19 protein-coding genes are annotated in these 25707 nt (G+C 54.5%); 9 read left to right on the plus strand and 10 right to left on the minus strand.

Features of this window, described 5'->3' with window-relative positions; all coding sequences use genetic code 11:
* Positions 1–10 precede the first annotated feature (10 nt).
* Positions 11–1534: an acetyl-CoA acetyltransferase gene (locus ABJ205_RS00785; RefSeq protein ID WP_348159532.1), complete on the plus strand. Its 1524-nt coding sequence runs from the start codon at positions 11–13 to the stop codon at positions 1532–1534.
* 11 nt (positions 1535–1545) lie between these two features.
* On the opposite strand, the gene ABJ205_RS00790 is transcribed toward ABJ205_RS00785, so the two are convergent.
* Both ABJ205_RS00790 and ABJ205_RS00795 read right to left on the minus strand, forming a co-directional pair.
* Positions 1546–2190 carry a carboxymuconolactone decarboxylase family protein gene (locus ABJ205_RS00790; RefSeq protein ID WP_348159534.1) on the minus strand — a complete coding sequence of 215 codons (645 nt, stop codon included), beginning with the start codon at positions 2188–2190 and terminating at the stop codon, positions 1546–1548.
* The gene (locus tag ABJ205_RS00795) at positions 2190–2726 is read right to left on the minus strand and encodes a VOC family protein (protein ID WP_348159536.1); all 537 of its coding nucleotides are present in this window, start codon (positions 2724–2726) and stop codon (positions 2190–2192) included. The genes ABJ205_RS00790 and ABJ205_RS00795 overlap by 1 nt, the downstream gene beginning before the upstream one ends.
* Before the next feature lie 150 nt (positions 2727–2876).
* On the opposite strand from ABJ205_RS00795, the gene hppD reads away from it, so the two are divergent.
* The 5 genes from hppD to ABJ205_RS00820 all read left to right on the plus strand — a co-directional run bounded on the left by hppD (position 2877) and on the right by ABJ205_RS00820 (position 11877).
* Positions 2877–3998, plus strand: a complete 1122-nt coding sequence (gene hppD / locus ABJ205_RS00800) for a 4-hydroxyphenylpyruvate dioxygenase (protein WP_348159538.1) — start codon at positions 2877–2879, stop codon at positions 3996–3998.
* Positions 3995–4567 carry a VOC family protein gene (locus tag ABJ205_RS00805; RefSeq protein WP_348159540.1) on the plus strand — a complete coding sequence of 191 codons (573 nt, stop codon included), beginning with the start codon at positions 3995–3997 and terminating at the stop codon, positions 4565–4567. The genes hppD and ABJ205_RS00805 overlap by 4 nt, the downstream gene beginning before the upstream one ends.
* 48 nt (positions 4568–4615) lie before the next feature.
* The gene (locus ABJ205_RS00810; RefSeq protein WP_348159542.1) at positions 4616–7249 is read left to right on the plus strand and encodes a M14 metallopeptidase family protein; all 2634 of its coding nucleotides are present in this window, start codon (positions 4616–4618) and stop codon (positions 7247–7249) included.
* Between the two features lie 131 nt (positions 7250–7380).
* A complete protein-coding gene (locus ABJ205_RS00815; protein ID WP_348159543.1) occupies positions 7381–8280 on the plus strand; it encodes an ABC transporter ATP-binding protein in 900 nt (299 codons plus the stop codon).
* Between the two features lie 15 nt (positions 8281–8295).
* Entirely contained in the window at positions 8296–11877 is a 3582-nt protein-coding gene (locus ABJ205_RS00820; protein ID WP_348159545.1) for a M1 family aminopeptidase, read from the plus strand.
* A 251-nt stretch (positions 11878–12128) separates the two neighbouring features.
* Here the strand turns inward: ABJ205_RS00820 and ABJ205_RS00825 are convergent, their stop codons facing one another.
* The gene (locus tag ABJ205_RS00825; RefSeq protein WP_348159593.1) at positions 12129–12245 is read right to left on the minus strand and encodes a DDE-type integrase/transposase/recombinase; all 117 of its coding nucleotides are present in this window, start codon (positions 12243–12245) and stop codon (positions 12129–12131) included.
* Positions 12246–12518: 273 nt separating this feature from the next.
* Here ABJ205_RS00825 and ABJ205_RS00830 point away from each other — a divergent pair, with 273 nt between their 5' ends.
* Genes ABJ205_RS00830 through ABJ205_RS00840 form a run of 3 tightly spaced genes read left to right on the plus strand, consistent with a single transcriptional unit; the run spans position 12519 to position 14259 of the window.
* Entirely contained in the window at positions 12519–12872 is a 354-nt protein-coding gene (locus tag ABJ205_RS00830; RefSeq protein ID WP_348159547.1) for a hypothetical protein, read from the plus strand.
* Between the two features lie 57 nt (positions 12873–12929).
* A complete protein-coding gene (locus ABJ205_RS00835) occupies positions 12930–13457 on the plus strand; it encodes a relaxase/mobilization nuclease domain-containing protein (RefSeq protein ID WP_348159549.1) in 528 nt (175 codons plus the stop codon).
* Entirely contained in the window at positions 13402–14259 is an 858-nt protein-coding gene (locus ABJ205_RS00840; protein ID WP_348159550.1) for a hypothetical protein, read from the plus strand. Before ABJ205_RS00835 ends, ABJ205_RS00840 begins: the two co-directional genes overlap by 56 nt.
* 3 nt (positions 14260–14262) lie before the next feature.
* Here ABJ205_RS00840 and ABJ205_RS00845 read toward each other — a convergent pair whose 3' ends face one another.
* From ABJ205_RS00845 to ABJ205_RS00875, 7 genes are all read right to left on the minus strand, one after another.
* Positions 14263–14649, minus strand: a complete 387-nt coding sequence (locus ABJ205_RS00845; protein ID WP_348159551.1) for a Fic family protein — start codon at positions 14647–14649, stop codon at positions 14263–14265.
* A complete protein-coding gene (locus tag ABJ205_RS00850; RefSeq protein ID WP_348159553.1) occupies positions 14650–14880 on the minus strand; it encodes a hypothetical protein in 231 nt (76 codons plus the stop codon).
* Positions 14877–15086, minus strand: coding sequence for a hypothetical protein (locus tag ABJ205_RS00855; RefSeq protein ID WP_348159555.1), 210 nt, complete (start codon positions 15084–15086; stop codon positions 14877–14879). The genes ABJ205_RS00850 and ABJ205_RS00855 overlap by 4 nt, the downstream gene beginning before the upstream one ends.
* Positions 15087–15196: 110 nt before the next feature.
* On the minus strand, positions 15197–15532 hold the full coding sequence (locus ABJ205_RS00860) for a hypothetical protein (RefSeq protein WP_348159556.1): 336 nt from the start codon (positions 15530–15532) through the stop codon (positions 15197–15199).
* An 85-nt stretch (positions 15533–15617) separates the two neighbouring features.
* Entirely contained in the window at positions 15618–16118 is a 501-nt protein-coding gene (locus tag ABJ205_RS00865) for an antirestriction protein ArdA (RefSeq protein WP_348159595.1), read from the minus strand.
* Between the two features lie 429 nt (positions 16119–16547).
* Positions 16548–24320: an autotransporter outer membrane beta-barrel domain-containing protein gene (locus ABJ205_RS00870; RefSeq protein WP_348159557.1), complete on the minus strand. Its 7773-nt coding sequence runs from the start codon at positions 24318–24320 to the stop codon at positions 16548–16550.
* A gap of 199 nt (positions 24321–24519) precedes the next feature.
* Positions 24520–25551, minus strand: coding sequence for an AraC family transcriptional regulator ligand-binding domain-containing protein (locus ABJ205_RS00875; protein ID WP_348159559.1), 1032 nt, complete (start codon positions 25549–25551; stop codon positions 24520–24522).
* Positions 25552–25707 lie beyond the last annotated feature (156 nt).

Genomic DNA, 25707 nt, shown 5'->3' on the forward strand with positions numbered 1-25707 from the left:
GGACGCCTTGATGGTAGCTGACAACACGCCGGTCATCATCGGCGTCGGGCAATATTCCGAAAAAGTCGGCGAGCCCGGCTACGAAGCTTTGTCCTATATGGATCTGGGCGGGCGCGCGCTGGAGGCAGCGATTGCCGACAGCGGCGCTGCTCAACCTATCGCGCCTGCGATTGATACTGTGGGAGCGATCCGGGCGTTTGAAATCTCTCGCCCTGATCGAAAGCCGCCTTTCGGGGGTTCCAACAATGTGCCGCGTTCTATGGCGGCGCGGGTGGGCGCGAACCCTGAGAGGGCGATCCTTTCAACCACGGGCGGGCAGTATAATCAATATCTCGTTGGCGAGTTTGCTGAGGCGATTACTGCGGGGACAAGTCGCTGTGCAGCGATTGTGGGGGCGGAAGCGATCTCAACCGTTCTTGCGCTTGCTGCCAAGGGTGAGAAACCCGATTGGTCTGAAGAAATTGAGGGCACCCTCGAAGACCGCGGCTTTGGCAATGATGGTCTTATGGAGATGGGCTTGTTTGCGCATGGCGCGACAGGGGCCATCCCGCTTTATGCTTTGGCCGAGAATGCGCGCCGGGCAAAGCTGGGCCTTGGCCTTGATGAATATCGCCTCAAAATCGGCGAGCTGTTTGAACCTTTTACCCGCGTTGCGGCGGCGAACCCCCATGCGGCGGCCCCTAAAGAGCGTAGCGCTGAGGAACTTGCCACGATCACGACACGCAACCGCATCGTCGCCGAACCCTATGCCCGCATGACTGTGGCGCGCGATCAGGTGAACCAGTCGGCGGCGATCATCATCGCCAGCGCTGCCAAAGCGCGTGAGCTGGGTGTGCCAGAAGATAGGTGGGTGCATATCCACGGCGTCACTTCGGCGACGGAGCTGGAGCTGTCAGAGCGGCCTGATTTGGCGGCCAACCCCGCCTCGATTGCGAGCGCCCAGCAGGCGCTGGAGATTGCAGGCAAGGGCATGGACGATATGGTCTTTATCGACTTCTATTCCTGCTTTGCGATCCCAGTGTTTAACCAGATTGAGCATTTTGACCTCAGCGTCGATGACCCGAGAGGCCTGACGCTGACGGGCGGATTGCCGTTCTTTGGAGGAGCGGGAAACAATTACTCCGCCCACGCGATTGTTGAGGCGGTTCAGAAGGTCCGCGGTGAACGCGGCAAGTTTGCTCTGGTGGGCGCAAATGGCGGTTGGATGAGCAAATATGCAACCGGCGTCTATTCAACCAACCCTGCCGATTGGTCGCGCCCGCGTGTGGCCAAAGTGCCCAAGGCCGAGAATGCAGTGCCGCGTTCGGGCGAACCCTTCGAGAGTGCGACAATCGAAAGCTACACGATCAACGTGATCAAGAAGGGCGCAGATGCCGTCTGGATTGGCCGCAATGACGCAGGCGAGCGCGTGGTCGGCAATGGCGACCTCTCACACGAACCAACACGAGCGGCGTTCGAGAGCGGCAGCCCGTTCGGCGCACAGCTCACCGTCACCCGCGATGATCGCGGCCGCAATATCGGGCGCGTCGCCTAAACCGCTAGGGCCTAGTCCTTCTGATCCCGGTTCCCGCCGAGGAAATCGAGCGCGTCGAATCCTTCGGGTGCTGGCACCTCGGTTATGGGATCGTCACGGTCGTCGAACTCTGTGCGCAGCGCGCGGCTCATCACGGCATGCATGAGGTACATGGTAGTGGTGTAGGTGAGCTCCATGATCTCTTCATCGGAAAACTCAGCCTTCAACGCATCAAAGAGAGCGTCTGGCACGCGCCCTTGGTGCACCACGAGGCGGTCGGCATAGGCAAGGACAAGGCGCTCTTTCTCGGTGTAGCAAGTGGCCGTTTGCCACGTGGGCAGGGCGTCGATCTTCTCTTCGGGATAGGCGAGCCCGCGAAGGGATTTGCAGTGCTGTGAGAAGACAAATTGGCTTCCCGTCGCCCAGCCTGCCCAAGTTTGCCCCAACTCTCGCAAAGTGGGGTCAAGCTTGCGCTTTGGCGAGCGGTAATAGGCAAAGCCTTGCGCTGCATGGGCGAGCGCTTCGGGTGAATTGGCGAACACGGTCCACCAATCCCCGGAAGTGCCGGTTGCAGTGCCGGGCTCCTGCGCCGGGTCGCGGTCTCCGAAAAGGAGCTTGTAGAGCGGAAGGATTGAGGGGTCGGCTTCGGCCTTGGGCACTTCTCTTAGGCGCGGCATCAGGCGGGCTCCACTCGGTCGGCAGCGGTCGCTGGCTTGTGGGCGATATCGTTTGGCCCGAACTCTTTGGTGGTCGCGGCAAATTCCAACATGACGCCATTGGGATCGGTGAAATAGACGCTGCGCACAAAGACGCCCTCGTGCAAATCTCTGGACATTCCCATCTTGCTGTCGTCGTGATTGATGACCGCGTGGGTATGTTCAACGCCCGCTTCTTCCAAGCGATCAAGCGCTGCCTCAAGCTCGCTTTCCTCCATGTCGAAAGCGAGGTGGTTCATCGAGCCTACTGCGGTCTTTGCGTCATAGGGAAAGGATTTGACCGATGCGATACCGGGAGCTGCCGGCGGTCCATCGGCCCACCAAAAGAACGCCACCGCAATGCCGCCTCCGCAATCAAAGAAGAAGTGTTGACCGCCGCCGGGAAGCTCGACCGTTTTGAACAGCGGCATCTGTAAGACCTCAGTGTAGAACTTCACCGTCTCCTCCATATCGCGGCACACAAGCGCGATGTGGTTGATTCCTTTGGTCTTGATCATCTCTCTCACCTCTCAGGACGCGACCCTGCACGCAAAGGTGGTTCGGTTCAATTGACAAATAGGCGGCCCATGGCTAGATAGTTTCAAACGAAACTAAATTTCATTGAATCGGCTGTTTGGCCGTATTTCATCAACTAAAGGCACTGACCCATGACCATCCACCCCGGTGATTTGTTCGAAAATCCAGCTGGCCTCGACGGCTTTGAATTCGTCGAATTCTCCGCGCCTGAAAAGGGCATGCTGGAGCCGGTTTTTGAAAGCATGGGCTTTACCCACATCGCCAACCACCGTTCGAAGGATGTGGCTTTGTGGCGTCAGGGCGGGATCAACCTTGTGGTGAACTATGAGCCCAAGTCTGCCGCATGGTACTTCGCGCGTGAGCACGGTCCCGGCGCCTGCGGGATGGCGTTCCGCGTTCGTGATGCGGCCAAGGCTTATGCCCACGTGCTTGAACAAGGCGCAGAGCCTGTTGCCAATGCTCCGGGCCCAATGGAGCTGAGCATTCCTGCGATCCGCGGCATTGGTGGGTCGATCCTTTACTTCGTAGACCGCTATGCGAGCGAAGGCGACGAAGGCTTGTCGATCTATGACATCGACTTCGAATATCTTCCCGGTGTCGACAAGCATCCTGAGGGCTGCGGATTCCAGCTGATCGATCACCTCACCCACAACGTTTACGGCGGGCGCATGGCCTATTGGGCCGACTTCTATGAGAAGCTCTTTAACTTCCAAGAGATCCGCTATTTCGACATCAAGGGCGAATACACCGGCCTCACTTCAAAAGCGCTGACCGCGCCCGACGGCAAGATCCGCATCCCGCTCAATGAAGAGGGCGAAAACGGCAAGGGCCAGATCGAAGAGTACCTTCGCGAATATAACGGCGAGGGTATCCAGCACATCGCCCTTATCTGCGATGACATCGTCGCGGCATGGGACCGCCTGAAGAAGCTCGACGTGCCCTTTATGACCGCCCCGCCAGAGACATATTACGAGATGCTATCCGAGCGTCTTCCCGGCCATGGCCGCGATGAAGCAGCGCTTAAATCACGCGGCATCTTACTGGACGGAACGACTGAAGGCGGCGCACCGCGTCTGCTCCTGCAAATCTTTGCAGAGCCGCGCATTGGCCCAGTGTTCTTCGAGTTCATTCAGCGCGTGGGCGATTACAAAGACGGCTTTGGCGAGGGCAACTTCAAAGCTCTGTTCGAGAGCATTGAGCGTGACCAAGTCGCGCGCGGAGTTCTGAACGTCCAAGAGGAGCCAGCGCAATGAGTGCTTCTGGAACCCACCCTGTCAAACTAGGCGGCGTCCACCACACGGCGCTTCGCTGCAAGGACGCGAAGGAAACCGTCGAGTGGTACGGCCGCGTGCTGGGCATGGACTACACCACCGCCTTCGCAGAGGACCATGTGCCCTCAACGGGTGCATATGATCCTTATATGCACGTCTTCCTTGATGCGGGGAACGGCAATATCCTTGCCTTCTTCGAGCTTCCCAATCAGCCAGAGATGGGCCGCGATGAGAATACGCCCCAATGGGTGCAACACTTCGCGTTCAAGGTCGGATCTGGGGAAGAACTGCTGGCCGCGAAAGCACATATCGAAGGCGAGGGCATCGACGTGCTGGGCCCGACCCACCACGGCATTTTCAAGTCGATCTATTTCTTCGACCCGAACGGCCACCGCGTGGAACTTGCGACCGACATTGGCACGGAGGAGCAATATACGGAACTCAAGCGGGTTGCTCCTATGATGCTCGACGATTGGAGCGAGACTAAGACTGCACCGCGCCATGCTGATTGGCTGCATGAAATTGCGCGTAAGGAACACGGGCAGGCCTGACCCAATACCTCTCTTGCGCTTATAGGCGTTACGAGTAAGACCGGGGGCATGATGGTTCATGCTCTTAAGCGCTGCATCGCAATCCTCGCAGCAGCCTTTTCGCTCCTTTCTCTTCAAAGCGCTGCTTTCGCTCAGTCATTTGTTGAGGCTGACTTTGATGCAGCGATCCCGACGTTGACGGACGTGATTGGCCACAAGCCGGGTGAGCGGATAACCAATCCTGAAGAGACGGTTGAGTACTTGGAAGCTCTGGCGAAAGCCGCGCCTAACCGGGTGCGGATGGTCGAATATGCGACCAGTTGGCAGGGACGCCCGCTCAACTATGTGGTCTTGACCGCGCCTGAGAACATGGCCCGGATTGACGCGGTCCAAGCCGATATGGCCAACATTGCAGCAGGGCGTCCAAGCAATGGCGATGCTCTGCCGGTGACATGGCTCGCTTACTCGGTACACGGCAACGAAATCGCTTCGACCGATGCGGCAATTATGATGGCCTATCATCTGCTCGCAGCAACCGATGACTCGCGGGTGCAGCAGATCATGTCTGAGACAATCGTTGTACTTGATCCGATCCAAAACCCTGATGGGCGAGCCCGTTTTGTCAACCATTTCCGGGACGCTCTGGGGCTGACGGCGATTGGCGACCGTCAAGCTGCAGAGCACGATGAAACTTGGCCCAGTGGCCGGGTCAATCACTACATGTTCGATCTCAACCGCGATTGGTTCACTTTGAGTCAGCCCGAAACGCGCGGTAAGGTCGCGGCATTGCGGGCTTGGAACCCGGTGGTGGTCGCAGATATTCACGAAATGGGCGGTGATGAGACCTATTTCTTCGCCCCTGCGGCGGACCCTGTGAACCCTAACATCACGCCCGAACAGCTTAACCTTTATGAAGTGATCGGGCGCAATAATGCGCGCAACTTTGACACTATTGGCGAGCCTTATTTTACCCGCGAAATTTTCGACCTCTTCTACCCCGGCTATGGCGATACATGGAACGCACACCAAGGCGCGATTGGCATGACCTATGAACAAGGCTCGGCGAGAGGGCTCGTCTGGGATAGGCGTGATGGAACGGTGCTGCCTTACGCGGCGACGGTGCGAAATCACTTTGTTGCAAGCCTTTCAACTGCCGAAGCGGTTGCGATGAACGCGGACCGGTTCCTGCGCGACTACGCCAATTATCGCCGTGCAAATGCAAACGGTGTGGCGGGCAGCGGTTCTTATGTGATCGACCTTTCAAGCCGCCGTTGGAATGCGGAAGGACTTGGTCGCAGATTGGCGGCGCAAGGCATCGAAGTTGTACGCCGCGATGGCCTCGTCACCGTGTGCGGTCGCTCCTATCCTCAAGGTTACATCGCAGTGCCTCAAGCGCAGCCTGCCGGAAAGTTGGTACGAAGCCTGCTTGATAAAGATACCGAATTACCGCGTGAATTTATCCTTGAGCAAGAAAAACGTCGCAGCCAGGATCTGGCCCATGAACTTTATGATGTGACGTCTTGGTCAGTGGGCCTGATGTCAGGTGTGACGGTCAATCTATGCAACCGTGAAGTTGGCGGCCAACCGATGACAGGTGAAGAAGAAATCGCTGCCGTTGGCGACCATTCAGGAGCCTATGCAGTTGCGGTTCCATGGACGGATAGCGGACAGGCGCGGCTGGTTACTCTTGCCCTTCGTGAAGGAATTGATGCGCGTGCGACCGATGAAGCGTTTACTAAAAACGGACGTACATTCCCGCGCGGTACTGTTCTATTCCCGGTGGCAACGAACACCCCGGATAAGATGGCTCGTTTACGGGAACTTGCCGATCAAGTGGGCGCACATACCGTTGGCATTTCGGATAGCTGGGTTGAAGATGGCCCGAACCTTGGTAGCTCTTCCTTTGTTCGCCTGACCCTGCCCAAAGTGGCAATCGCATGGGACGAAGGCGTATCACAGCTTAGCGCTGGCAGTCTGCGTTTCGTTGTTGAGCAACGCCTTGGCCTTCCAGTGGTGCCAATCCGAACTAAGCGGTTTGGCCGCGCTGATTTGACCGATTATGATGTGGTTTTAGTCCCTAATGGCTCACCGCGCAGCGCCTTGGGGGCAGCGGGCATTCGCAACCTTCGCAGCTTTGTGGCTCGCGGCGGTGTTCTCGTCGCTATCGGGAATTCGCTGGGCGCATTTGCATCGGGGGACAATCCGCTTCTCGCAGTTCAGCGTGAAGCAGCCCTAGGACTTTCCGCGAATGATGACAGCGGCGATGCAGGCTCGCTTACACGCGCGACCGAAATTACAAGCGAAGAGGATTACCGCGAAAGGATAGCCGACCAAGAAGCGCTTCCTGACACATTGCCCGGTGCACTCTTGAACACGGTTGCGGACACCGAACACTTCCTTTCAGCCGGCTATGATGATGGCGCAGTGGTTCTCGCCAGCGGATCTTTGGTCTACACCCCGCTCGACCGGTCAAACGGTAGCAATGTCATGCGCTTTGCCGCTCCGGAAACACTGATCGAGAGCGGCTATGTCTGGGACGAAAACCGGCGTCAGTTATCGTTTAAACCCTATATGATGGCGCAAGGGACAGGGCGCGGCTTGACGATTGGATTTGCACACGATCCTTCGACGCGGGCCTATTTGGACGGCCTTGACTTGTTGATCGCCAATGCCGTTTTGATTGCGCCCTCTCGAGTGCGATAGAGGGCGGCTCAGCCAAGCGCATTGCCATTTGTCGAGCGTTATCAGTCGTGGATGGGGTCTATCTGAATCTGGTGCTTTACATGAGCAACACACCCTTCTAGCTTCGCTGTATAGAAGAGGGATTGATTGCCATGCTCGAACTTAAGAACGTAAGTCATGTCTATTCCAACGGCGTAAAGGCGCTTGATGATGTGAGCTTGACGATCCCTAAGGGTATGTTCGGGCTTCTAGGTCCCAATGGGGCAGGCAAATCGACTTTGATGCGCACGGTGGCGACGCTCCAAACGCCAAGTTCAGGGCAGATCACATTTGATGGTCTCGATATCCTCGCCGAGCCTGAGGAGTTGCGCAAACGGCTTGGCTATCTGCCTCAAGATTTCGGCGTCTACCCCCGCGTTTCGGCATACGATATGCTCGACCATATGGCGGTGCTTAAGGGTATCTCGGCAAGAGGTCCGCGTAAGGATACGGTTGAAACCCTGCTTAATCAGGTGAACCTGTGGGATGTGCGTAAGAAAGCGATCGCTGGCTTTTCGGGCGGTATGCGCCAGCGGTTTGGCATTGCGCAGGCTCTGATCGGCAACCCTGACCTCATCATCGTCGATGAGCCTACCGCTGGCCTTGATCCAGAAGAACGCAACCGCTTTCTGAACCTGCTCGCTGAAATCGGTGAAAATGTGGTGATTATTCTGTCTACACACATTGTTGAAGATGTAGCGGATTTATGCCCGTCGATGGCGGTTTTGGTGAACGGCTCGATCAAGCTTGAGGGTGCTCCCAAGGAGCTGATGACTAAGGCGCAAGGCACGGTTTGGGCCAAGACGATCGAGCGCAGTGAGTTGGATGGATACCGCAATATGTACGAAGTGATCTCAACCCGCTTGTTTGCTGGTGAGACGATCATTCACATCTTGTGCGATCATGATCCGGGCGATGGCTTTCAATCGGTCGATGGGGGGCTTGAGGATGTGTACTTCTCAACCCTTGCCGCATCGCGCCGCGGGGCCTCTGACACCACACAAGCAGCGTAAGCGGGGGGAAGATCCATGTTCGGTTCGATCGCGCTATTTGAGCTGCGTTACCAATTGCGAAACCCGGTGTTTTGGGTCGCGCTAATAATATTCTTCCTGTTGACCTTCGGTGCAACGGTCTGGGACCAAATTCAGATCGGCGGCGGGGGTAACGTCAATATCAACAGCCCTTCTGCGATCCTTCAGGTTCAACAGATCATGAGCATATTCTTTATGTTTGTGACCACGGCCTTTGTAGCCAATGTCGTGGTGCGTGACGATGAAAGCGGCTTTGGGCCTATGGTCCGTTCCACTCAGGTCACAAAGTTCTCATATCTGATGGGCCGTTTCACAGGTGCCGTGATTGTCGCGCTGATTGCTTTTGCGGCTATACCGCTTGCGGTGTTCTTGGGGTCCTTGGCGCCTTGGCTCGATCCTGAGACTGTCGGTCCAAACCGGTTCAACGACTATGCGGCAAGTTTCGCGTTCTTTGCCGCGCCAAGTGTGATTATGCTTAGCGCGATCTTCTTCGCGGTCGCAACAATCACCCGGTCGATGATGTACACCTATGTCGCGGTGGTCGGCTTTTTGGTGCTCTATTTTGTCTTCACCGGTGTTGTTGGCGGTGAGCCAGAGTACCGCGATATTGCCGCCTTGTTGGAACCTTTGGGCCTTGCTGCAGTGGCGAATGAAACCCGTTATTGGACAGTGGCGGAGCTCAACAGCCAATTGCCTTCAATGTCGGGGGCAATGCTCTTCAACCGTCTGGGAGCGATTGTTCTGGGCGTGGGCGCACTTTGCATTGCGCTTTGGCGGTTCAGCTTTGCTGAGCGAGGCATATCAGCCCGCAAGGCGCGAACGCTTGCCAAAAAGGCTGAAAAGCTGGGCAGGACAAAGCCGCAAATTGTACCGGTATTGCCAGAAACTCAGCCAGAGAGTGCTGGACTTGCTAGGCTGATCGCGACGACTCGATTTGAGGTTTCACAAGTACTGCGAAGCCCTGCCTTTGCCGTTTTGCTGCTCCTTGGTCTGGTCAATAGCCTTGCTGGTATGATCTTTGGCACGGAAACATATGGCACGCCGCGCATCCCAGCGACCTTCTCATTGATTGAGGTCGTTGTTGGCACATTCACGATTATTCCGTTGATCATCGCGATCTATTATGGCGGCGAGCTTGTGTGGCGCGACCGCGACCGCAAGTTCCACGAGATAGTCGACAGCACTTCGCTGCCCGGTTGGGCCTATATGGTGCCCAAGTCCATCGCTGTAACCTTGGTGCTTTTTGCGACGTTGTTTATTTCAGTCCTTGCGGCAATGGCAGTACAGGCGAGCCGCGGATACTTCGATTTTGAACTTGATAAATACCTCATGTGGTATGTCTTGCCTCAGACTGTCGACCTGCTGCAGATCGCGATCTTGTCGGTATTTGTGCAGGCATTGAGCCCCAACAAATATGTTGGTTGGGGCATCATGGTCCTCTACATTGTGGCCACGATCACCTTCGCAGGGATCGGGCTTGATCACCCGCTCCTCCTTTATGGCGGTGGTATCGCAAATCCGGTTTCGGATATGAACGCAGATGGTGTCGCAGGCGCGCTTGGCTGGTGGCTCAGGCTCTATTTTGGCGGCATGGCCTTGGTGATGGCAGTGCTTGCCCACCTTATGTGGCGTAGAGGCACAGAGACGCGGCTTATGCCTCGCCTTAAAGCTTTGCCTCGCCGTGCGATGTCAACGGCAGGCGCCTTGGGCCTCGTGGGCGTGCTCACTTCGGTTGGAACAGGCGCGTTCCTCTACAATCAAATGAATGTCCAAAACACCTATCGCAACAGTGATGCGCAAGAGGAGCTGCTAGCCAATTACGAGAAGGAATACCTTCAATACGCCAAGCTCAAACAACCTTCATTGACCGATGTGACATTGGCGGTTGATCTGTATCCTGAAGAACGCCGGATGGAAGCATCAGGCACATTCCGGATGGTGAATGATACAGGTACGCCGGTCGAGACACTTCATGTGAGGCTTCTTGATGCCGAAACAATATTGCTGGAAACAGATTTATCAGGGGCAAAGCTAGAGAAGGACGACGAAACCTATCAACACCGGATATATCGTTTCGATACGCCATTGGCGCCTGATGAAACGGCAACACTGACTTTTAAAACTCAGCGTTGGCACAAGGCGATGAGCGCGAGCGGTTACGATACGCGGCTGGTGAAGAACGGGACGTTCCTCAACAATGCGGAATTTGCTCCTCAGATCGGGATGAACGAACAAGGCTTGCTCACAGATCGGGCAACGCGACGCAGCTATGGTCTTGAACCGGAATTGCGGCCCGCCAAACTCGAGGATGAGCATGAGCATTTGGACAATTATGTCGGCGCGGATTGGGTGAATACCGAGATCACTCTTTCCACCTCCGCTGATCAAGTGCCTATCGCACCGGGCAAGCGGGTATCGGATGTGGTGGAAGGCGATCGCCGGATTGCGCGCTTCCAGTCGACGGCGCCTATATTGAGCTTTCTCTCAATCCAATCGGCGCGCTATGAGATCATGGACCGCGATGCGGACGGCGTGAACCTGCAAGTCTATTACGATCCGCAGCACCCCTATAACGCAGAACGGATGATCGACGCGATGGATGCGTCTTTCAAATATTATCGTGCTAATTTCGGCCCGTATCAATTTGACTATGCGCGGGTCATCGAATTTCCGGGCTATGCAAGCTTTGCTCAGGCTTTTGCGGGCACGATGCCTTACTCGGAGGACATCGGCTTCCTCGCTAACCTGGCTGATCCTGGTGAGATCGATTACGTCACTTACATCACTGCGCACGAAGCCGCGCACCAATATTGGGCGCACCAGCTTATTTCCGCCAACCAGCAGGGCGGCACGATGCTCGTTGAGACACTGGCACAATATTCTGCGCTCATGGTGATGAAGGAACTGTACGGCGAAGACGATATGCGCCGGTTCCTGAAATTTGAGCTTGATAATTACCTCACCTCGCGAGGCGGAGAGGCACTCGAAGAGCTGCCATTGGAGCGGGTCGAGGACCAAGGCTATATCCACTACCGGAAGGGTTCAGTGGTCATGTATCTGCTCCAAGATCGCCTTGGCGAAGATCGCGTCAACGCCATGCTAGCCGATCTCCTTGATCGCTTCCGGTTCAAGAGCCAGCCTTACGCAAGTTCAAAAGATCTGGTCGCTGGTTTCTTCTCGCTTGCCCGCAATGAGGAAGAACGAGCGCTTGTTCGCGATCTGCTGCAGAAGATTACCGTCTATGATTTAAAAGCTGAAGAGGCTGAGGTGGAAGAGCTTGGCGATGGCACGTTTGAGACAACTCTGACGATTGCGGCGGCCAAGTATTATGCCGATGGCGAAGGCAATGAAACCGAAGCGGATCTGAGCGATCAGATTGAAATCGGTGCCTTTACCGAACGTCCCGGTGCCGGGGTCTTTGAACGCGCAAACGTGCTTTCAATGGAACGCCATCCGATCATGTCCGGCATTCAAACCATCAAGATCGTCACGAAGAAGCGGCCAACTTGGCTCGGCATTGATCCCTACAACAAATACGTCGATCGCAATTCTGACGATAATCTTGTGGAGCCGAATTAAGTGGACGCGTGAGGCGATGAATACGCGGATTGGTACTGTCAGTTTAACGCGAACTCGTCTCTGCTAGGCGTGTAGCGCCTTGCCGCAACATTCGCCGAAAGCGCTGCATGACCCATTCCCGTCTTCGCAGTGGTAGATGCGAGTTCTCGGCGCGATTGTTGATCCACCTTCCCATTTTGCGGCGATCTTCGATACCCAGCAGCCTTCCTCAAGGCCCTCAAAACTGCCGATTTATCTCGCTTCTAAGAGACTCAACTCTCAAGCACTTCGCATCCGTGATCGACCGCGCGCCATAGGTAGTGAGTCTCTCCATTGATTTTCACAAACATTTGATCGCGGTAGCAGCGCCAATGGCAAAAGCTGCGCATTCGGTTGATGTGCTGGCGTTTGATATCTGCCACAAACAACGGACCAATTTTGCCCCACCCGAACCGCACTGTTTCATGCCGGGCAGTGAGCACATCGTCTCAAAAGTGTCCCGTTGGTCTGACAAAACCAATTGTAATTACTCAAAACACCGGGAAATCAGGGGGAATTTGGAAAATGGCGGAGCCTCCGGGAGAGACTTCGAACTTCTTTGACGAGCTTGCGGACTGGGAGAAGCAACTTCAAGCATTAGATTTGGATTTGTGAGGTGCAATGTGGATAAGCGCCTGACAATCAATCTGACCGCCGAACAACACGCTAAGCTAGTCGCTACGGCAGGTAATCGCACGCTGTCGGACTATGCCCGAGAACAGATATTCGGCAAAGATGGAGCGAATAAGAAGCGCATACGTAAGCCTCGCAATGATGAGGTGATGCTGGCGCGTATCCTCGCGTCGCTTGGCTCATCCGATATGCCTTCCTCCATGCGAGACATAGCAGAAGCGGCTCGCAATGGCGCTCTGCCAGAATCGCCTGATGTGCTGCTCTCATTGCAAGCGGCCTGCCTCACGGTCGAGAAAATCCGCCTCGATCTAATCAAGGCGCTTGGCGTGAAGCGTGAGGATTGAGCAATGATCCTCTTAGGCAACAGCCGTGGCGGTGCTCGAAACTTGGCGGATCATCTAATGAAGGATGAAAACGACCATGTGAGCGTGTACGAACTGCGCGGCTTTGCTGCGGACGATCTGCACGGCGCGATGAACGAAACATATGCGATAAGCAGAGGAACGAAGTGCGAGAAGTTCCTTTTCTCATTGTCCCTCAATCCTCCCCCCAATGAGCGGGTTGAAACTCCGGTATTTGATGATGCGATTGCCCGTGTGGAAGATCGTCTTGGCCTTGCTGGCCAACCGCGCGCCATCGTCCTTCATGAGAAGGATGGCCGCCGCCATGCCCATGCGGTGTGGTCTCGTATTGATGCTGAGACCATGACCGCTAGGCGGATGGATTACAGCCGAGAGCCGATGCAAGAGGTCGCTCGCGAGCTCTATCGTGAGCATGGTTGGCAAATGCTCGAAGGCTTTGCTGATCGAAGCAAGAGCGATCCGCGCAACTTCACACTGGAGCAATGGCAACAAGCCATGAGGATTGGCAAGGATGCCGGACAGGTCAAAGAGTCGTTGGGCGATCTCAGACAGTCGTTCAGCCTTTGAGCACGCGCTCAAAGAACGCGGTTACTATCTCGCGCGAGGTGATAAGCGAGGCTTTGTTGCGGTTGATATGCATTACGAAGTGTACTCGGTTCCCAAGCAAGTCGATGTCCGCACCAAACAGATCAAAGAGCGGCTCGGTGACCCTAAGGAACTGCTAGCGCTGGATGAAGCCCGCGACGCGATGGCGCAGGATATCGGCCAGAACTTGGGACGGCTTTACAACGAGCAAGCCAAAGCTGCACAAGCCAACAAAGAACGCTTCGAGCGCGATAAAACCCGCTTGGTCGAACAACAGCGCGCCGAACGCGCAAGGCTGATGACAGAGTTGCGACAACGCCAAGTTCTAGAGCAAGCCCAACGGCAAGAGCAGTTCCGACGCGGTCTGCTAGGCCTTTGGGATCGAATAACGGGCGAACACCGGCGCATCAAAGAACAGAACCAGATCGCAACATTGGCAGCGCAGCAGCGCGATCAACGGGAACGTGACAAGCTCACTTTCGAACAGCTGGAGCAATGTCGATCGCTGCAATCGAAAGCGAAAGTTCGCGCCGAGCGCTTGGGAGAACGCGCTAAGGAATTGCAGGCTGACAAACAGCGCTACCTCGTAATGCGCATGAAGGAAGCGCAGGAACGCAGGCCAGAGCGCGCACATGAACCGCAGCGTCCTCAACCGCCACCGGAGCCAGCTCAAGAGACATGCGAGAAGCAAAGGCGCGAACATATCGAACGCCGCAAGCGAGAAGCGCGTTCTGAGACCAAAGATCCTGGCCGAGACCAAAACGGCCCGTCGCTTGATCGTTAGACTCTAGCGGCCTCGGTCGCGCGTTCGATCCCGAACTGGCTCGATGGCCCGGTCGATGCACCACCGCAACTTGTCGTAGTTAGGGCTGCCTTTGGCTGCATCTATCGACGCTTCCATCCATGCTCGCTTGTTCAGCCGACACAGATCAATCTGGTGCCCTGCTTGCGCCCCAAGTTGCCTTAGGTAGAGCGCCTGTGTGCGTCCATTGCCTTCGCGGAACGGATGGATGTAGTTGATCTCGCCGATCACAGACCCGGCTTCTCGAACGAACTCGTGCTGCTTTTGGCCGCGCAAGTAGCTCTGATCCTCTGGCCGCTTGTGCACGTAATCCATGGCTGTGGGGATGCAGCTGTACGGGAGGAAAAAGGTCTCACCCTTGTGGAAGTCCACCTACCTCGGTTCACCAGCCCAGTTATAGACATCTTGAAACAGGTGATTATGGATCGCACAGATGTGGTCGAGGTCGAATTTGCCCTTCGGAATATCGCCGCGCTGACGCTGGGTAACAAGCAAGCGCTCTGCTCTATTGAGCTCTGCCTTATCGCGGATATCCAGCTTGTTTCTTAGAACGGAACTGTCCGGGTATCGATAAAGCGCCGTGTCGCGCTCTTCGTGGCTCATTCAGCGGCTAAGGGAGTGTCAGAGGCACCAGATAGCTGTTCCATGATGTAGGCGCGACATCGCTCGTCGCTCCAGCGCTTGGCCTCAAACATCTTGAACATAGCCACTTCATCGTCGGTGAGCGGGTTATCTTCCATGACTTGCAGCGCCAAAGCTTGTCTCAGCTTTGCGCTTATCAAATCAGGTCTGGCAATCTCTTTGCTCATATCTTCAGTTTATCACAGAAATCACTCAGAAAGCGAGCTTTCTTGGACGCGTGAACCGCATCATCTGCGGGTAAAACCAAGCCCAGCATAAACCGGGCTTGGAACGCTGATTACAGGTGAAACAAGGCACCCAGACGCTCAGTGCCTCTTACAAAGCGGGTTTCGGGACCACGCAGCACCATTGTCGCCCTGCGATGGGTGACCAGCATGCCGTACCCGTTTGGGTCTCTGCGACCTTCATGGCCGTCTCTGACGCGCCCGCCATAAGTGAATGTCGGGTCGTGGAACGTTGCAGGATCAACAAGTTGGAAAGCGCGGCGATCTCGCCCATCCGATCCGATGCAGACCCATAGCTGACCTTCAAAGGAGAAAGGCCTACGAACGGGCTGCTCGCCGCCGATACGATCCGCGCTGTAACTCGCGCAGATGTCACCTTCACCAGCCATTTTGTTTGTACGGCTGCACCAGCTACCGCTTGCCAATCGGCTTGGGCTTGCTTCGACTATGCGCTTTTCTACAATCTTGCCGATATCAATGCGCCCAAAACACGTGCACTTGGTCGCATCGTGTCTCGACAGTGAGGACATCGCTGATTTCCAGATCCCGCGCCATGCACTCGTAGTCGATATAGAATGCCACGTTTTCTGGGATGGGAACGGCGGTTTCTTCGGTTAGCTCACGCGCAAAGTCGGCGAGGCATTCATATTCACCTGCGTAGCGGTCGCTGAGCGCTTCTCTGGCTTCTTCGAAATCGCTGAAATGATCGAGCAGCTTTCCGGCCAACGCTCCATGCTCAGAAATAAGCGCAGCTTTCTGTAAGACCTCCTCAAAGCACTCATATTCGCTGATGGGTGCCCCTTCAAAACCGTCATGGTCATGAATGGCCCATTCCTCGGCGTCTTCGATGGGCGAAGCCAAAAGCATAGTGCTGACTTCATTCCAAATATCATAGGGGTCTTGGTTCGCATCGATCCAGCGCCCGTACAGGACACCATTATTGTAGGCCGCTAAACACGCGACATAGATTTTGATCTCTGATTATGTTTGATTGTTCCCTCTCATTTTTCTCGTTCCTTCTCGGGTTCAGGGTTGCTCATGCAACCTTGCCCATCGGCGAGATCGGGGTGTGCAAACGGAAAGGAAAGTCGGCGGCCGGCGCACAGAGCGCGGCGAAGGAGCCTCGGGAGACCGTCTATTTTGCTTGAAGTGCGCTGAGGGGCTGGTCCCTACGACTTACCTGCGCAAGGGATTGAAGCCGAACGGCGGAGACTGATCTAAAGGCAGGCTCGGTTCACGAAAGCCCGGTCCGCCACAGGCGGATGCGTCAAGGTCTTTCCATCATGTCTGAAATGCGCCCCAATTGATGACGTTGCCACCCGAAATCTTAGTTCCCGAAAGCGGACGTTCTCCTAGGTTATCTCAGCACTCGCTGAACACCACATCTAACAATGGCTTACCCCGTCAGAACGCAACTGAGACCCTGAAATTCAAACCATGGATATCTTGACCAGTTTGGCCCCAATATCCGTCATAATCCAGCGCGATGGTAAGGCCTGACCCGCTGCTTAGTGATAGATCGCTAGACAAATCAAAGCCATCATTTGCCAAAGGCCGCAACGGGTTTGAGAAATTTGTCGCTGGTGCCGCAGTGAACGCCGCCGGACTTACCGAGAACTCATCACCAGACAGAGCCCATTGGTAACCAGCACCGATTGTCAGAAGGCCCGACCAATCGCCTGCATCGAATTGCCGAGTGGCCGTTCCGGACAGATTGAGCAGAGTTGATTCTCGATCCAAAGAACCGCTTGAAAGGTTGAGCGCTCCAGCCCCGGTCTCACTAAATCCATCAACGTCTAAGTCGCTATGGACGAGCATAATCTCTGGTCCAACACTCCACTTATTGGTTGCTACAAAATCGAAACCCAGGCGTGAAAAGAGGTGCTGCACTTCACCGGATGTTTCGCCGCTGGCAGTCGCTCCAAAAACCTGGCGCTCGCTATCAATATCCAGATCGGCGATGCTATAACCAGCGGCAATCGTGAGGCGGCCAGCCTTGTATTGACCATAGATGGTCGCCGCCAGACTGTCGGTGTCTACATTGCCGCGGTTGTCATCCAGATCGGCGTCGATGCTGCCGAGTGCGAAGGCCGCGCCAAGCAACAATCCGCCATCGGAACCTTCAAATTCCGCTCCGACATTTGCGGACCAACCATCATAATCAAAACCGACAGTCCCCAACCGGGACGCACTGTCACCGAATAGATGAGAAGTGCTACCGATTACGCGGAAGACTGAACCGTTCCCAGCGAGGAACTCCGTCCCGCCGCCCTGTGACGCTCTTTGAGCGATCATCGAAGCGGCGGCCTCGTTGTTCAGCACCCCGCCCGACGATCCTGTCGAGTTTGCCAGGGCTACGCCGCTTTGGGTGGTTCTTGAGACCGGCTGCGGATCGGGCCGCAGCAATCTATTGGCATGGTGCCTAAGTCTGCTTTCTGCAAAATTGCGGCCAATGCTGCCAGCGCGCATGGAGCTTGACTGGATCGCCGATATCGCCGTGCTGCTCAATGCTGTCAGGCCATCCAACTGCATTGCACGCTCGTCGGTGAATTGAAGATCAACCGCAATCTCAAACAGTTCGGGAGAGGGCACACCGGATTCCGCCGTGGAAAGGAAATCAAGGGCGCCTGCGACGGCCAACTGGGTAGAGTCCAGACCGTCCAATCCGGACAATGTCGATCCGTTGAAGCCCCGCAGAACACGGAAAATTTCTCCATCACCAGTTTGCACAATATCCGGGACCAGAGTGAAGCCCAATGGTAGTTCATCAAGAACCGAGAAGTTGATCTGCTGAACATCGTCAGGCGAAATGTCAAAGGCGGTGAAAATAACAATCTCATCGCCGGTTTGAGGCAAAAAGATGCCGCTGCCATCAGCCAATTCAAGCAGGTCGACAACGATCATCGCATTGGAGCCAATGGTCAGGTTGCCGCCGACATTGATCTGGTCATGCTCTGTACCCGGAGTGAGGCCGCCAATCTCAAACAAGATCACGCCATCGTTGAAGGTCGCATCGCCTGTGATGTTGATAATGCCAGGTGAAAATCCGGGCGATAAGGTCGGTAACAATGCGCTATCATCGAGTGCTTCCTGAAGGAAGTCGCCCTCGATTGTGCCGGTTCCACCAATAAGGCCACGATTTATTGCGACGCCAGTATGGAGCCTAAAGCCTTGTTCGAGTGAGAAGGCGGCTTCTTGATTGCCTCCAATCAGAACGCCGTTGTTCTCAAAACTACTAATGTCACTGATAGTGAACGATTGGCCGTACCTAAAGGTACCATTGTTCCGAACATCACCGTCTACCAAGACATCCTCGTCTACTTGGACATTGCCAAAATTCACTAAGCCGCCCTGAACACCCAAATGTCCCCGGACATGGATCGTGGCTTCATCCTCGTTGATGAAACTAATGCCAGGGTCTTCGGGTTCAAACCCTACGAATAGATCTCCATCGAACAATGCGTCGCCGCCATTGGTCAATGAACCCCCAACAAAGGCATCTCCATCTGTGCCGATAGTTGCGCCCGACGAAATTTGGAAATTGCCGAGTGCGCCAACTGTGAACGAGCCCAGACTGAACTCAAAAGCAGTGTCATCATCAGTTACGCCATCGATGGAGTCAAAAAATGCATCCACTGCGCTTCTGACAAGATCGAGCGGAGGACTGTGGTCAATCTCGCCTATAGCGAGAAATACACTATCGCCCGAGATGGTCGCATCTCCGCCGATGATCGTCTGGCCAAAGTTTGAATTCCCTCCCAGTTCGGCATTTCCGCCGACGAACCCGCCGCCCAGATTGTTGATCGAGTCCGCCAGTCGAGAAAAGAGATCGGCGGAGATCACAAGCGGTCCGTCGGTAAGAAGATCAGCGCCTTCGTCTACGAACAAGTTCCCTCCGACCAATGTGCCGCTATCAACCGCTAGCGATGCGGAATCCTCAACCGTTAGATCACCGTCCGCGACCAGATCGACTTCCGCAAAGTCAATGAGGATCGCGGAACCTCCAGCAGCATCAAACGCGGCGCGTATTAGGTCAGCTGTGGATTGGCTGGGATCGTCCGTTCCGGTTATTATCGTTTGATCGCCAATGACGATGTTTGCCCCACCAATCAGGGCCGCGATTTGAGTTTCCCCCTGAAAATCAATACCGTCATCGGCAACAACCAAGCCATCAATCGCGAACAGGCTGCCCTGCGCCGTCTGAATCACTCCTCCGACGTCGATGTCGGCTTCACCTCCGACAACTCCGGTTGCTCCGACGAGCAGGTCGCCGCCGAGCATCGCCACGAGGCCTTCGTCTACCTCACTTCCGTCAATCTCGTTGTCGTCAGCTTGAGCGATTAGCATTCCGTCGATCACGATGTCTTGAGAGACGTCTATTGATCTTGATACAGTCAGATTCGCACCAGGTGTGACTGTCACGAGGTTGGCGCGCAGGAAAGCGGCGTTCAAAGTACCGTCAACCTCGAATAGCCCGCCGACATCAACATTATTCGCGATATCGAGCACGCCAGTTTCGCCAACGCGTAAATCGCGATTGATGAAAATATTCTCACCCATTAACAAACCATCGAGCTCGACATCGGTGGCTGACACGACCCCAGTTCCAACCTGTAAAAAACGGCCGGACGATCGGATCGTCAGCGTGTCCACTACGGCCAATTCTTCTGCAACGAGTGTGCCGCCTGCAAAGATGTTCACGTTATCGGCTTGGACGGCTTCGACCAGAGTTGATGCTTCGAAATCGTCAGACGTCACGAGCCCAGAAACATTGATCAAGTCTGCATCAATGGTGCCGCGATAGGCAAGTGTAGCACCGCCGCGAACATCGATTTGACCCACCTCGGCCGTGAGCATTTCTGTGTCCAACTGGATGGATGTGAGATTAACCTCGGCGTCCAGACCCGTCACATCCAAGCTGTCGCCTGTTATGCTTTCCGCGATAAGCAAACCGGCGACAGCCGCATCGCTAAAGATCACATTTCCAAGGACATTTAACTGAGCTTCGCTGGCAATGTTGAGCGCATCAAAGCGGCTATCTTCATCAAAGACCAATCCGCCCTGTTCGCCGATATCAATATCGCCGCCCTGAAATCCGCCGCTACCCACAAAAACGCCATTGACCGTCCGAAGACCGCTGCCATTCGCATCCAGATTGTTGATAGTGCCGGTGCCGATGATTTCAGCGCTGCTATTGGCGTCAATCGTATCAATAAGCGGTGTTCCACCATCGGATCCAAGCAGCCTTACGGTTCCATCTTCGACAAACCAGTCCGCGCTCAAAATGCCGCCGCCAGATGTAAGGAGATCATCAGACACGAAGAGAGCATTGGTGGAATTGACCGTCAATGAAGCGCCATCATTCACAGCATGGAAGCCAAACACAAGTTCCCCATCGTCGTTAGCACCATCGGTGAAAAGCTCTTCAAGCGTAACATTCACTGTCTCGCCCGAAACGGTAATCAGTCCGAAATTATCAACAATGACTTCTACCAAATCACTAGCGGTCAATTGCAATCTGCCATCATCGCCATTGACGATCGTTGCTGTCCGGAATCCGTCAATTTCAGAATTGTCACGGATTGCGCCAGCGATATTCAACAGGCCGGCGTTGAGCACTTGCCCATGGGGCAAGAAGGTAACATTTTCGAGCCGTGCTGCACCTGCATTGACTAGGGCCACATCATCAATGCTGCTGTTGCTTATCTGAAGGAAACCTCCCGGAGTGGGATCGACAGGAGCGTTACTGTTCAAGATGCCCGCATCGGCGGTTAAAAATTCACTACCCAGTCGATTGGTCAAATTGGCAAATTGGAACTGATCATTGTTGGGTGAGATCAGGCCTTGAATCTCTGTGAATTCCAGCAACGCAAAACCGTTACCATTCAACGTCGCTGACGCTTCCAAAGTTGCTTCAGGAGCGGTTGCCAAAACCGCAAATGCCGTCGGCGCACTTTCGGACCCAAACACCGCGAAGACAGCTTGATCATCAAGGGTAATGTCCCCTGCGATCAGAGTCCGGGCGGTCGAATCCAACCTTCCGCCTTCGAGCCGGTTGTCGATCAGGAACGCCGCGCCATCACCAGCGATCATATTGTTGCCGCCGGTATAGGTGACGTCGCTCAGCAATGCCGATATCGCAATGGGATTGCCGCCGCCGCCAATATCGACGCCCGTCGCAACTTCAACTCCGCGCCGGAAAAGCTCATCGTCCTGACGTGTTGTTGCTGCACCTTCGCTGGTTGCGATGATGTTATCGCCTGCGAAAGTAGCACTTCCAAAATTGGCGAGAACGACTGCAAAATTGCTATTGTTTACATTGAGTGTTGAGCGATTGGCGAACAATCCTCCGCCTGAAACTGTCGTCCGATCGAGATTGACGACACCGTTTTCGCCCAAATCGAACAATGCGGTGCCGAATGTGTCGATACCCAATGTGGAGCCATTGCCGAAGCTAATGGTAGGGAAGTCATCCCCCATGCTGCCGTCGGTTTGGCCAAACTCAACAAAGCTCTGGACAACAAAGCTTCCGCCATCGGCGATCGCCAATGTTGCACCGGGATCAATGGCAACACCTGCCCCTTGATTGGCAGCAATCGACGAAAGGTTCGGAGCGCTGAATATTAGTTGGTTCACGCTAAGTGTACGGCTCGCGATGCGCAACAAATCTGGCTCTGCGCCATTGGTCCGCGCCGCATTCGCATCCTGAAAATTCAACGAGGCGGTAACGAAGTTCAGCCCTTCAGAGGTGATCGATGACCCCTCGCTCTCAACCAGAATTGAACCTTCACCAACAATCGTGGAGCCACGGATCGTAAGGTTTGATCCGTCGTTCAATTCCAACTGCCCGACCGAACCAATATCCAGAGTAGCCGTGTCGATTGTTACAGCACTGCTGTCGAAGAACCTGAGCGTGGTCTCCAATTCCAGATTGCCGCTCAGCATTCCCTGTGGAGGAGTGGATTGAATAGCTGAGCCCACCTCAACATCGATCCCAGAACTACCTTCCAACCGGCCGCCGCTGATGGTTAGATTGTCTTCAACGACGATCCGGCCATTCGCAGTCACCGTGCCAAAGTCGACCTGAAGCGCGTCCACATTCAACGTGCCTGCGGTTGCAAGTGTACCTCGCTCAATAATTAATCGGTTGATATCACCGCCGCCGGTAAGCGTTAGAGTGCGACCGTCCTGCAAGGTGATGGTGGAATCGCTATCAAGCCGGGCAAGATTTACGCTTTCAACAGATATGCGAACATCTGATTCTCGGATTGTCGCGCTGTGCTGTCCGGCATCGCCGCCGGGAGGATTGGGTGAGATTTCTGTGATGTCGTCTTCGTTGACCCAGTTGCTGCCATTTTCAGCATTGATTTCGCAGCGTGTGAAAAATTCATCATCGCCGCAGCCGCCCTGCCACAGAAATTCGGTGATAGGGGCCATCGTGATACCGTTCAGCGAAACGCGGAAGACGGCTTGGTCAAATTCCACTGCGCTCGTGGAATCCCGATCAAGAGTTACGATGAAGCCCAATTGCTCATCAATGTTGAACAAATCGCCGGCACCATCAATATCATTCGAGCCAAATTGAGCGGTGAAGTTTGTGATCCGCCGAAGATCGCCCTGGCCATCAACATCGATCACTTGCCCAATAAAGGCGACGACATGGAAGTCGCCATTGTCGTCCTGCGCCACAATCGCTTCAACCGTACCAGATGAGCTTTCGATCTCAACAATGGTTGCCACATGGCCTTGTTCATTGACGCTGATAAGCGATGGCCGACCATCGGTCGCAATGCCCTGAGACCGAGAAATGTCGAACAGGTCAAAGCCAGCGACAGATGCCGTGGTTGCACCGCCTCCTTGAAATAATTGGGACAGGTTAGCCGCAGAAATAATAAGCCCATCGCCTGATGTAAGCACGGGGACGATAGCCTGATTGGCCAATCCCGGATTGATCACGCGCCATAGCCCAATTGGATTGTTGAGTGGTTGCCCATTTGTTTGCGTGGCCTCAGCAGTGAACAACAGGTCACCATTTTCAGCGAGGATGACATTGTCGAAATCGCGAAAGGCCACTTCGCCAACGCTGGTCTGAACCCCCAACCGGAAATTCGAACCAACCGCGATTACCTGATCATCAAAAACCAGAAGCTCGCCAGGCAGGCTGTCACCGGGTCCGCCATCGAGCCCGAGCAAGGCGTTGCCTAAAACAAAAGCCTGGTTGAGCGAATTCGCCGAGAACGAACGTGCGTCGAAATTCGCGCCGCTGCCTAGGAATCCACCTCCGGTATTGTCGACAAAGGTAAAGCCGGCGAAGGTAAAATCTCCCCCGGAGAATACGCCGCCTGCAAGCTGCGGATTGCCGTTGGGGCCGATTTGTATCGGATTCCCGTTTGCGCCATCGTTCAGATTTAACAAGAACAGATTGGATGTTTGTGCGCTGTTAGCAGACGAAAGAAGCGGAGAAGAGCTCGAGAAAAGGCCTTCCGCTCCGGCGAAATTCAAACTGGTTGCATCAGTAAATCCTGAAACCAATTCGAACTGCGTATCGTCAGCCCCAGCGAATAAAACAAAGTTCTGAGTGTTCCCGACAAAGCTTCCATCGGATTCATTGACGCCGACATTGGACAACAAAAAAGCGGTTTGCTGGTTAAGAATGATTGGAGTTGCACCGCTGCCCAAATTGCCCAGATCACGTGTCGAAAATCCGTCTAGAGCAGATCCGATCGCAATCTCCGTCGCGATGTTGTCGCTCACCGATCCGGTAAAAATCCCATCTCGAGTGGTTAGCGCAAATTGGTCGCCAAAACTGTCGATACTGTAAGTAGGACGAACGATGTTCTGCAATCCGAACGGCCTGACATCAGCGATAATGTCTAGATTACCATCGAAGGTGATGAAGCTATCATCTGCTGTCCGACTTAAGAATAGCAGATCGCCATCGCCGCCAATAACAACGGGCAAGAAACCGCCCAGAGTTTCACCATCCAATTCCTGCCCTTCAATGGCAACAACTTCAGTGACAGCAGTCTCATCATCGGTATTGAGCTGAGCGTGAACCACCGACGGCAACATGGCCGCTGCCATTGCTCCAATAGAGGTCGTTACAGCCAACGTACGCCCGCGTCGGCCCTTACCAAACAAAAGTGATTTGCTCGCGCTAGACGTTATCGATTTCACAGAAAGCCCCCAAGAAAATTGACAGATGGCTTTTCGCCAAAAAGACACTTGGGGTGGGCTAACTCACAGAAAATGGCCTGTCTTGACAGTTTCCAACGATTGAGTTTTACATTTTCTTACAAATGCAATCTCGGGTCGGGATGTTCTGTTTGTACCGCGAGCGATTGCGGAACCTCGGGATCGCCAAAGTGAAATCAACCTACCGCTGCGACATTTGTGATGGGGGAACCCCATGCCAACTGCGATATGCCCGGGTGAACGCGCTTTGGTCACTATAACCAAGAGCGAGTGAAATCTCCGCCAATGTCTTGCGATTTTCCAAGAGGTAAAATTCCGCGTTCTGCCTCCGTACGTCGCGCAATATGTCGCGGAATGATGAGCCCTCATCCTTCAATCCTCGAGCCATTCCAGCAGGAGTATAATCGATCATTTCAGCTATGCTCTCTGCGGTCACCGGAACCTTCCCAATCGTATACAGTACAGATTGATGAACTTTGCTGGTGACCCTATCGAGGTTGTCGAGGTTTTCCAAAGAGCGGTCCAACCGAGACTCGAGGGTCTTCAACAATTCCGGGTTAGCTTGAGGTAACTTGAAATCCGCCAAGGCCGCTTTGAACTCGAGGCAATCAAGGTCCTGATCATATTGAATGTCGCATCCGAAATACTCTGCGCAAGGATCAGGATCGCATGGTCTAGAGTGGCGAAAGCGCACCACCAGTGCGTCTTCATTGTAATGCCATAGAAGCCAACGTCCAATCGACACATAGCCTGCATATACTGCTTCTGTGATCGGGCGTAGCCGTTCGGCGTCCTCAATATAAGGCGCCCAAGTAACACGTGCCGACTGTCGATCAACCTCAAGCCCTGTCGTCCCAAATTGCTGAGTGAGGCGTTGATACTTCGCGTTTACCCGCAGGGCATGACGCAAAGAATTGGCTGAGATGAAGGCTTGTCCTACATCCAAAAATGTCGATGGTCTGAAATGAGTGCCAGCCATTAAACCAATTGAGCAGTGGCCGCTGACATTCTGCGCGTGAGCAATCATGTCTAAAATCGCGTCACATCGAAACCGGTAAAGTGGGTTGGCAAACGACCGAGGTGACGCCTGTAAAATGTCAAACAAGTCTGCAGACTTTACGCCCAGATCAACGCAAGTTGAGAAGTAACTTTCGCAATATTGGGCCGATGACGTATTCGGATAACCGTCGTTTAGGTTTTCATTATCAATCATTTAACGGGACACCCACCTTCGAGCTAACAATCGATTGGTGATGAAAACTCGTGAATTGACTTAGAAAATGCGGACTCTAAATTGTCAAGAGTCCAGTAGGTCGAGGTCAATCCGGCTCCCGACACGCCTAGAAGGAAGCCGTTTTGCCGGAATTTG

The organism is Erythrobacter sp., from assembly GCF_039988855.1.
GTDB lineage: Bacteria > Pseudomonadota > Alphaproteobacteria > Sphingomonadales > Sphingomonadaceae > Erythrobacter.

Excerpts from the sequence above, each read along its gene's own strand:
- ABJ205_RS00785 (WP_348159532.1), top strand. The coding sequence starts at position 11 with ATGGTAGCTGACAACACGCCGGTCATCATCGGCGTCGGGCAATATTCC.
- ABJ205_RS00790 (WP_348159534.1), bottom strand. The coding sequence starts at position 2,190 with ATGCCGCGCCTAAGAGAAGTGCCCAAGGCCGAAGCCGACCCCTCAATC.
- ABJ205_RS00795 (WP_348159536.1), bottom strand. The coding sequence starts at position 2,726 with ATGATCAAGACCAAAGGAATCAACCACATCGCGCTTGTGTGCCGCGAT.
- hppD (WP_348159538.1), top strand. The coding sequence starts at position 2,877 with ATGACCATCCACCCCGGTGATTTGTTCGAAAATCCAGCTGGCCTCGAC.
- ABJ205_RS00805 (WP_348159540.1), top strand. The coding sequence starts at position 3,995 with ATGAGTGCTTCTGGAACCCACCCTGTCAAACTAGGCGGCGTCCACCAC.
- ABJ205_RS00810 (WP_348159542.1), top strand. The coding sequence starts at position 4,616 with ATGATGGTTCATGCTCTTAAGCGCTGCATCGCAATCCTCGCAGCAGCC.
- ABJ205_RS00815 (WP_348159543.1), top strand. The coding sequence starts at position 7,381 with ATGCTCGAACTTAAGAACGTAAGTCATGTCTATTCCAACGGCGTAAAG.
- ABJ205_RS00820 (WP_348159545.1), top strand. The coding sequence starts at position 8,296 with ATGTTCGGTTCGATCGCGCTATTTGAGCTGCGTTACCAATTGCGAAAC.
- ABJ205_RS00825 (WP_348159593.1), bottom strand. The coding sequence starts at position 12,245 with ATGCGCAGCTTTTGCCATTGGCGCTGCTACCGCGATCAAATGTTTGTG.
- ABJ205_RS00835 (WP_348159549.1), top strand. The coding sequence starts at position 12,930 with ATGAAGGATGAAAACGACCATGTGAGCGTGTACGAACTGCGCGGCTTT.
- ABJ205_RS00840 (WP_348159550.1), top strand. The coding sequence starts at position 13,402 with ATGCCGGACAGGTCAAAGAGTCGTTGGGCGATCTCAGACAGTCGTTCA.
- ABJ205_RS00850 (WP_348159553.1), bottom strand. The coding sequence starts at position 14,880 with ATGAGCCACGAAGAGCGCGACACGGCGCTTTATCGATACCCGGACAGT.
- ABJ205_RS00855 (WP_348159555.1), bottom strand. The coding sequence starts at position 15,086 with ATGAGCAAAGAGATTGCCAGACCTGATTTGATAAGCGCAAAGCTGAGA.
- ABJ205_RS00860 (WP_348159556.1), bottom strand. The coding sequence starts at position 15,532 with ATGGCTGGTGAAGGTGACATCTGCGCGAGTTACAGCGCGGATCGTATC.
- ABJ205_RS00875 (WP_348159559.1), bottom strand. The coding sequence starts at position 25,551 with ATGATTGATAATGAAAACCTAAACGACGGTTATCCGAATACGTCATCG.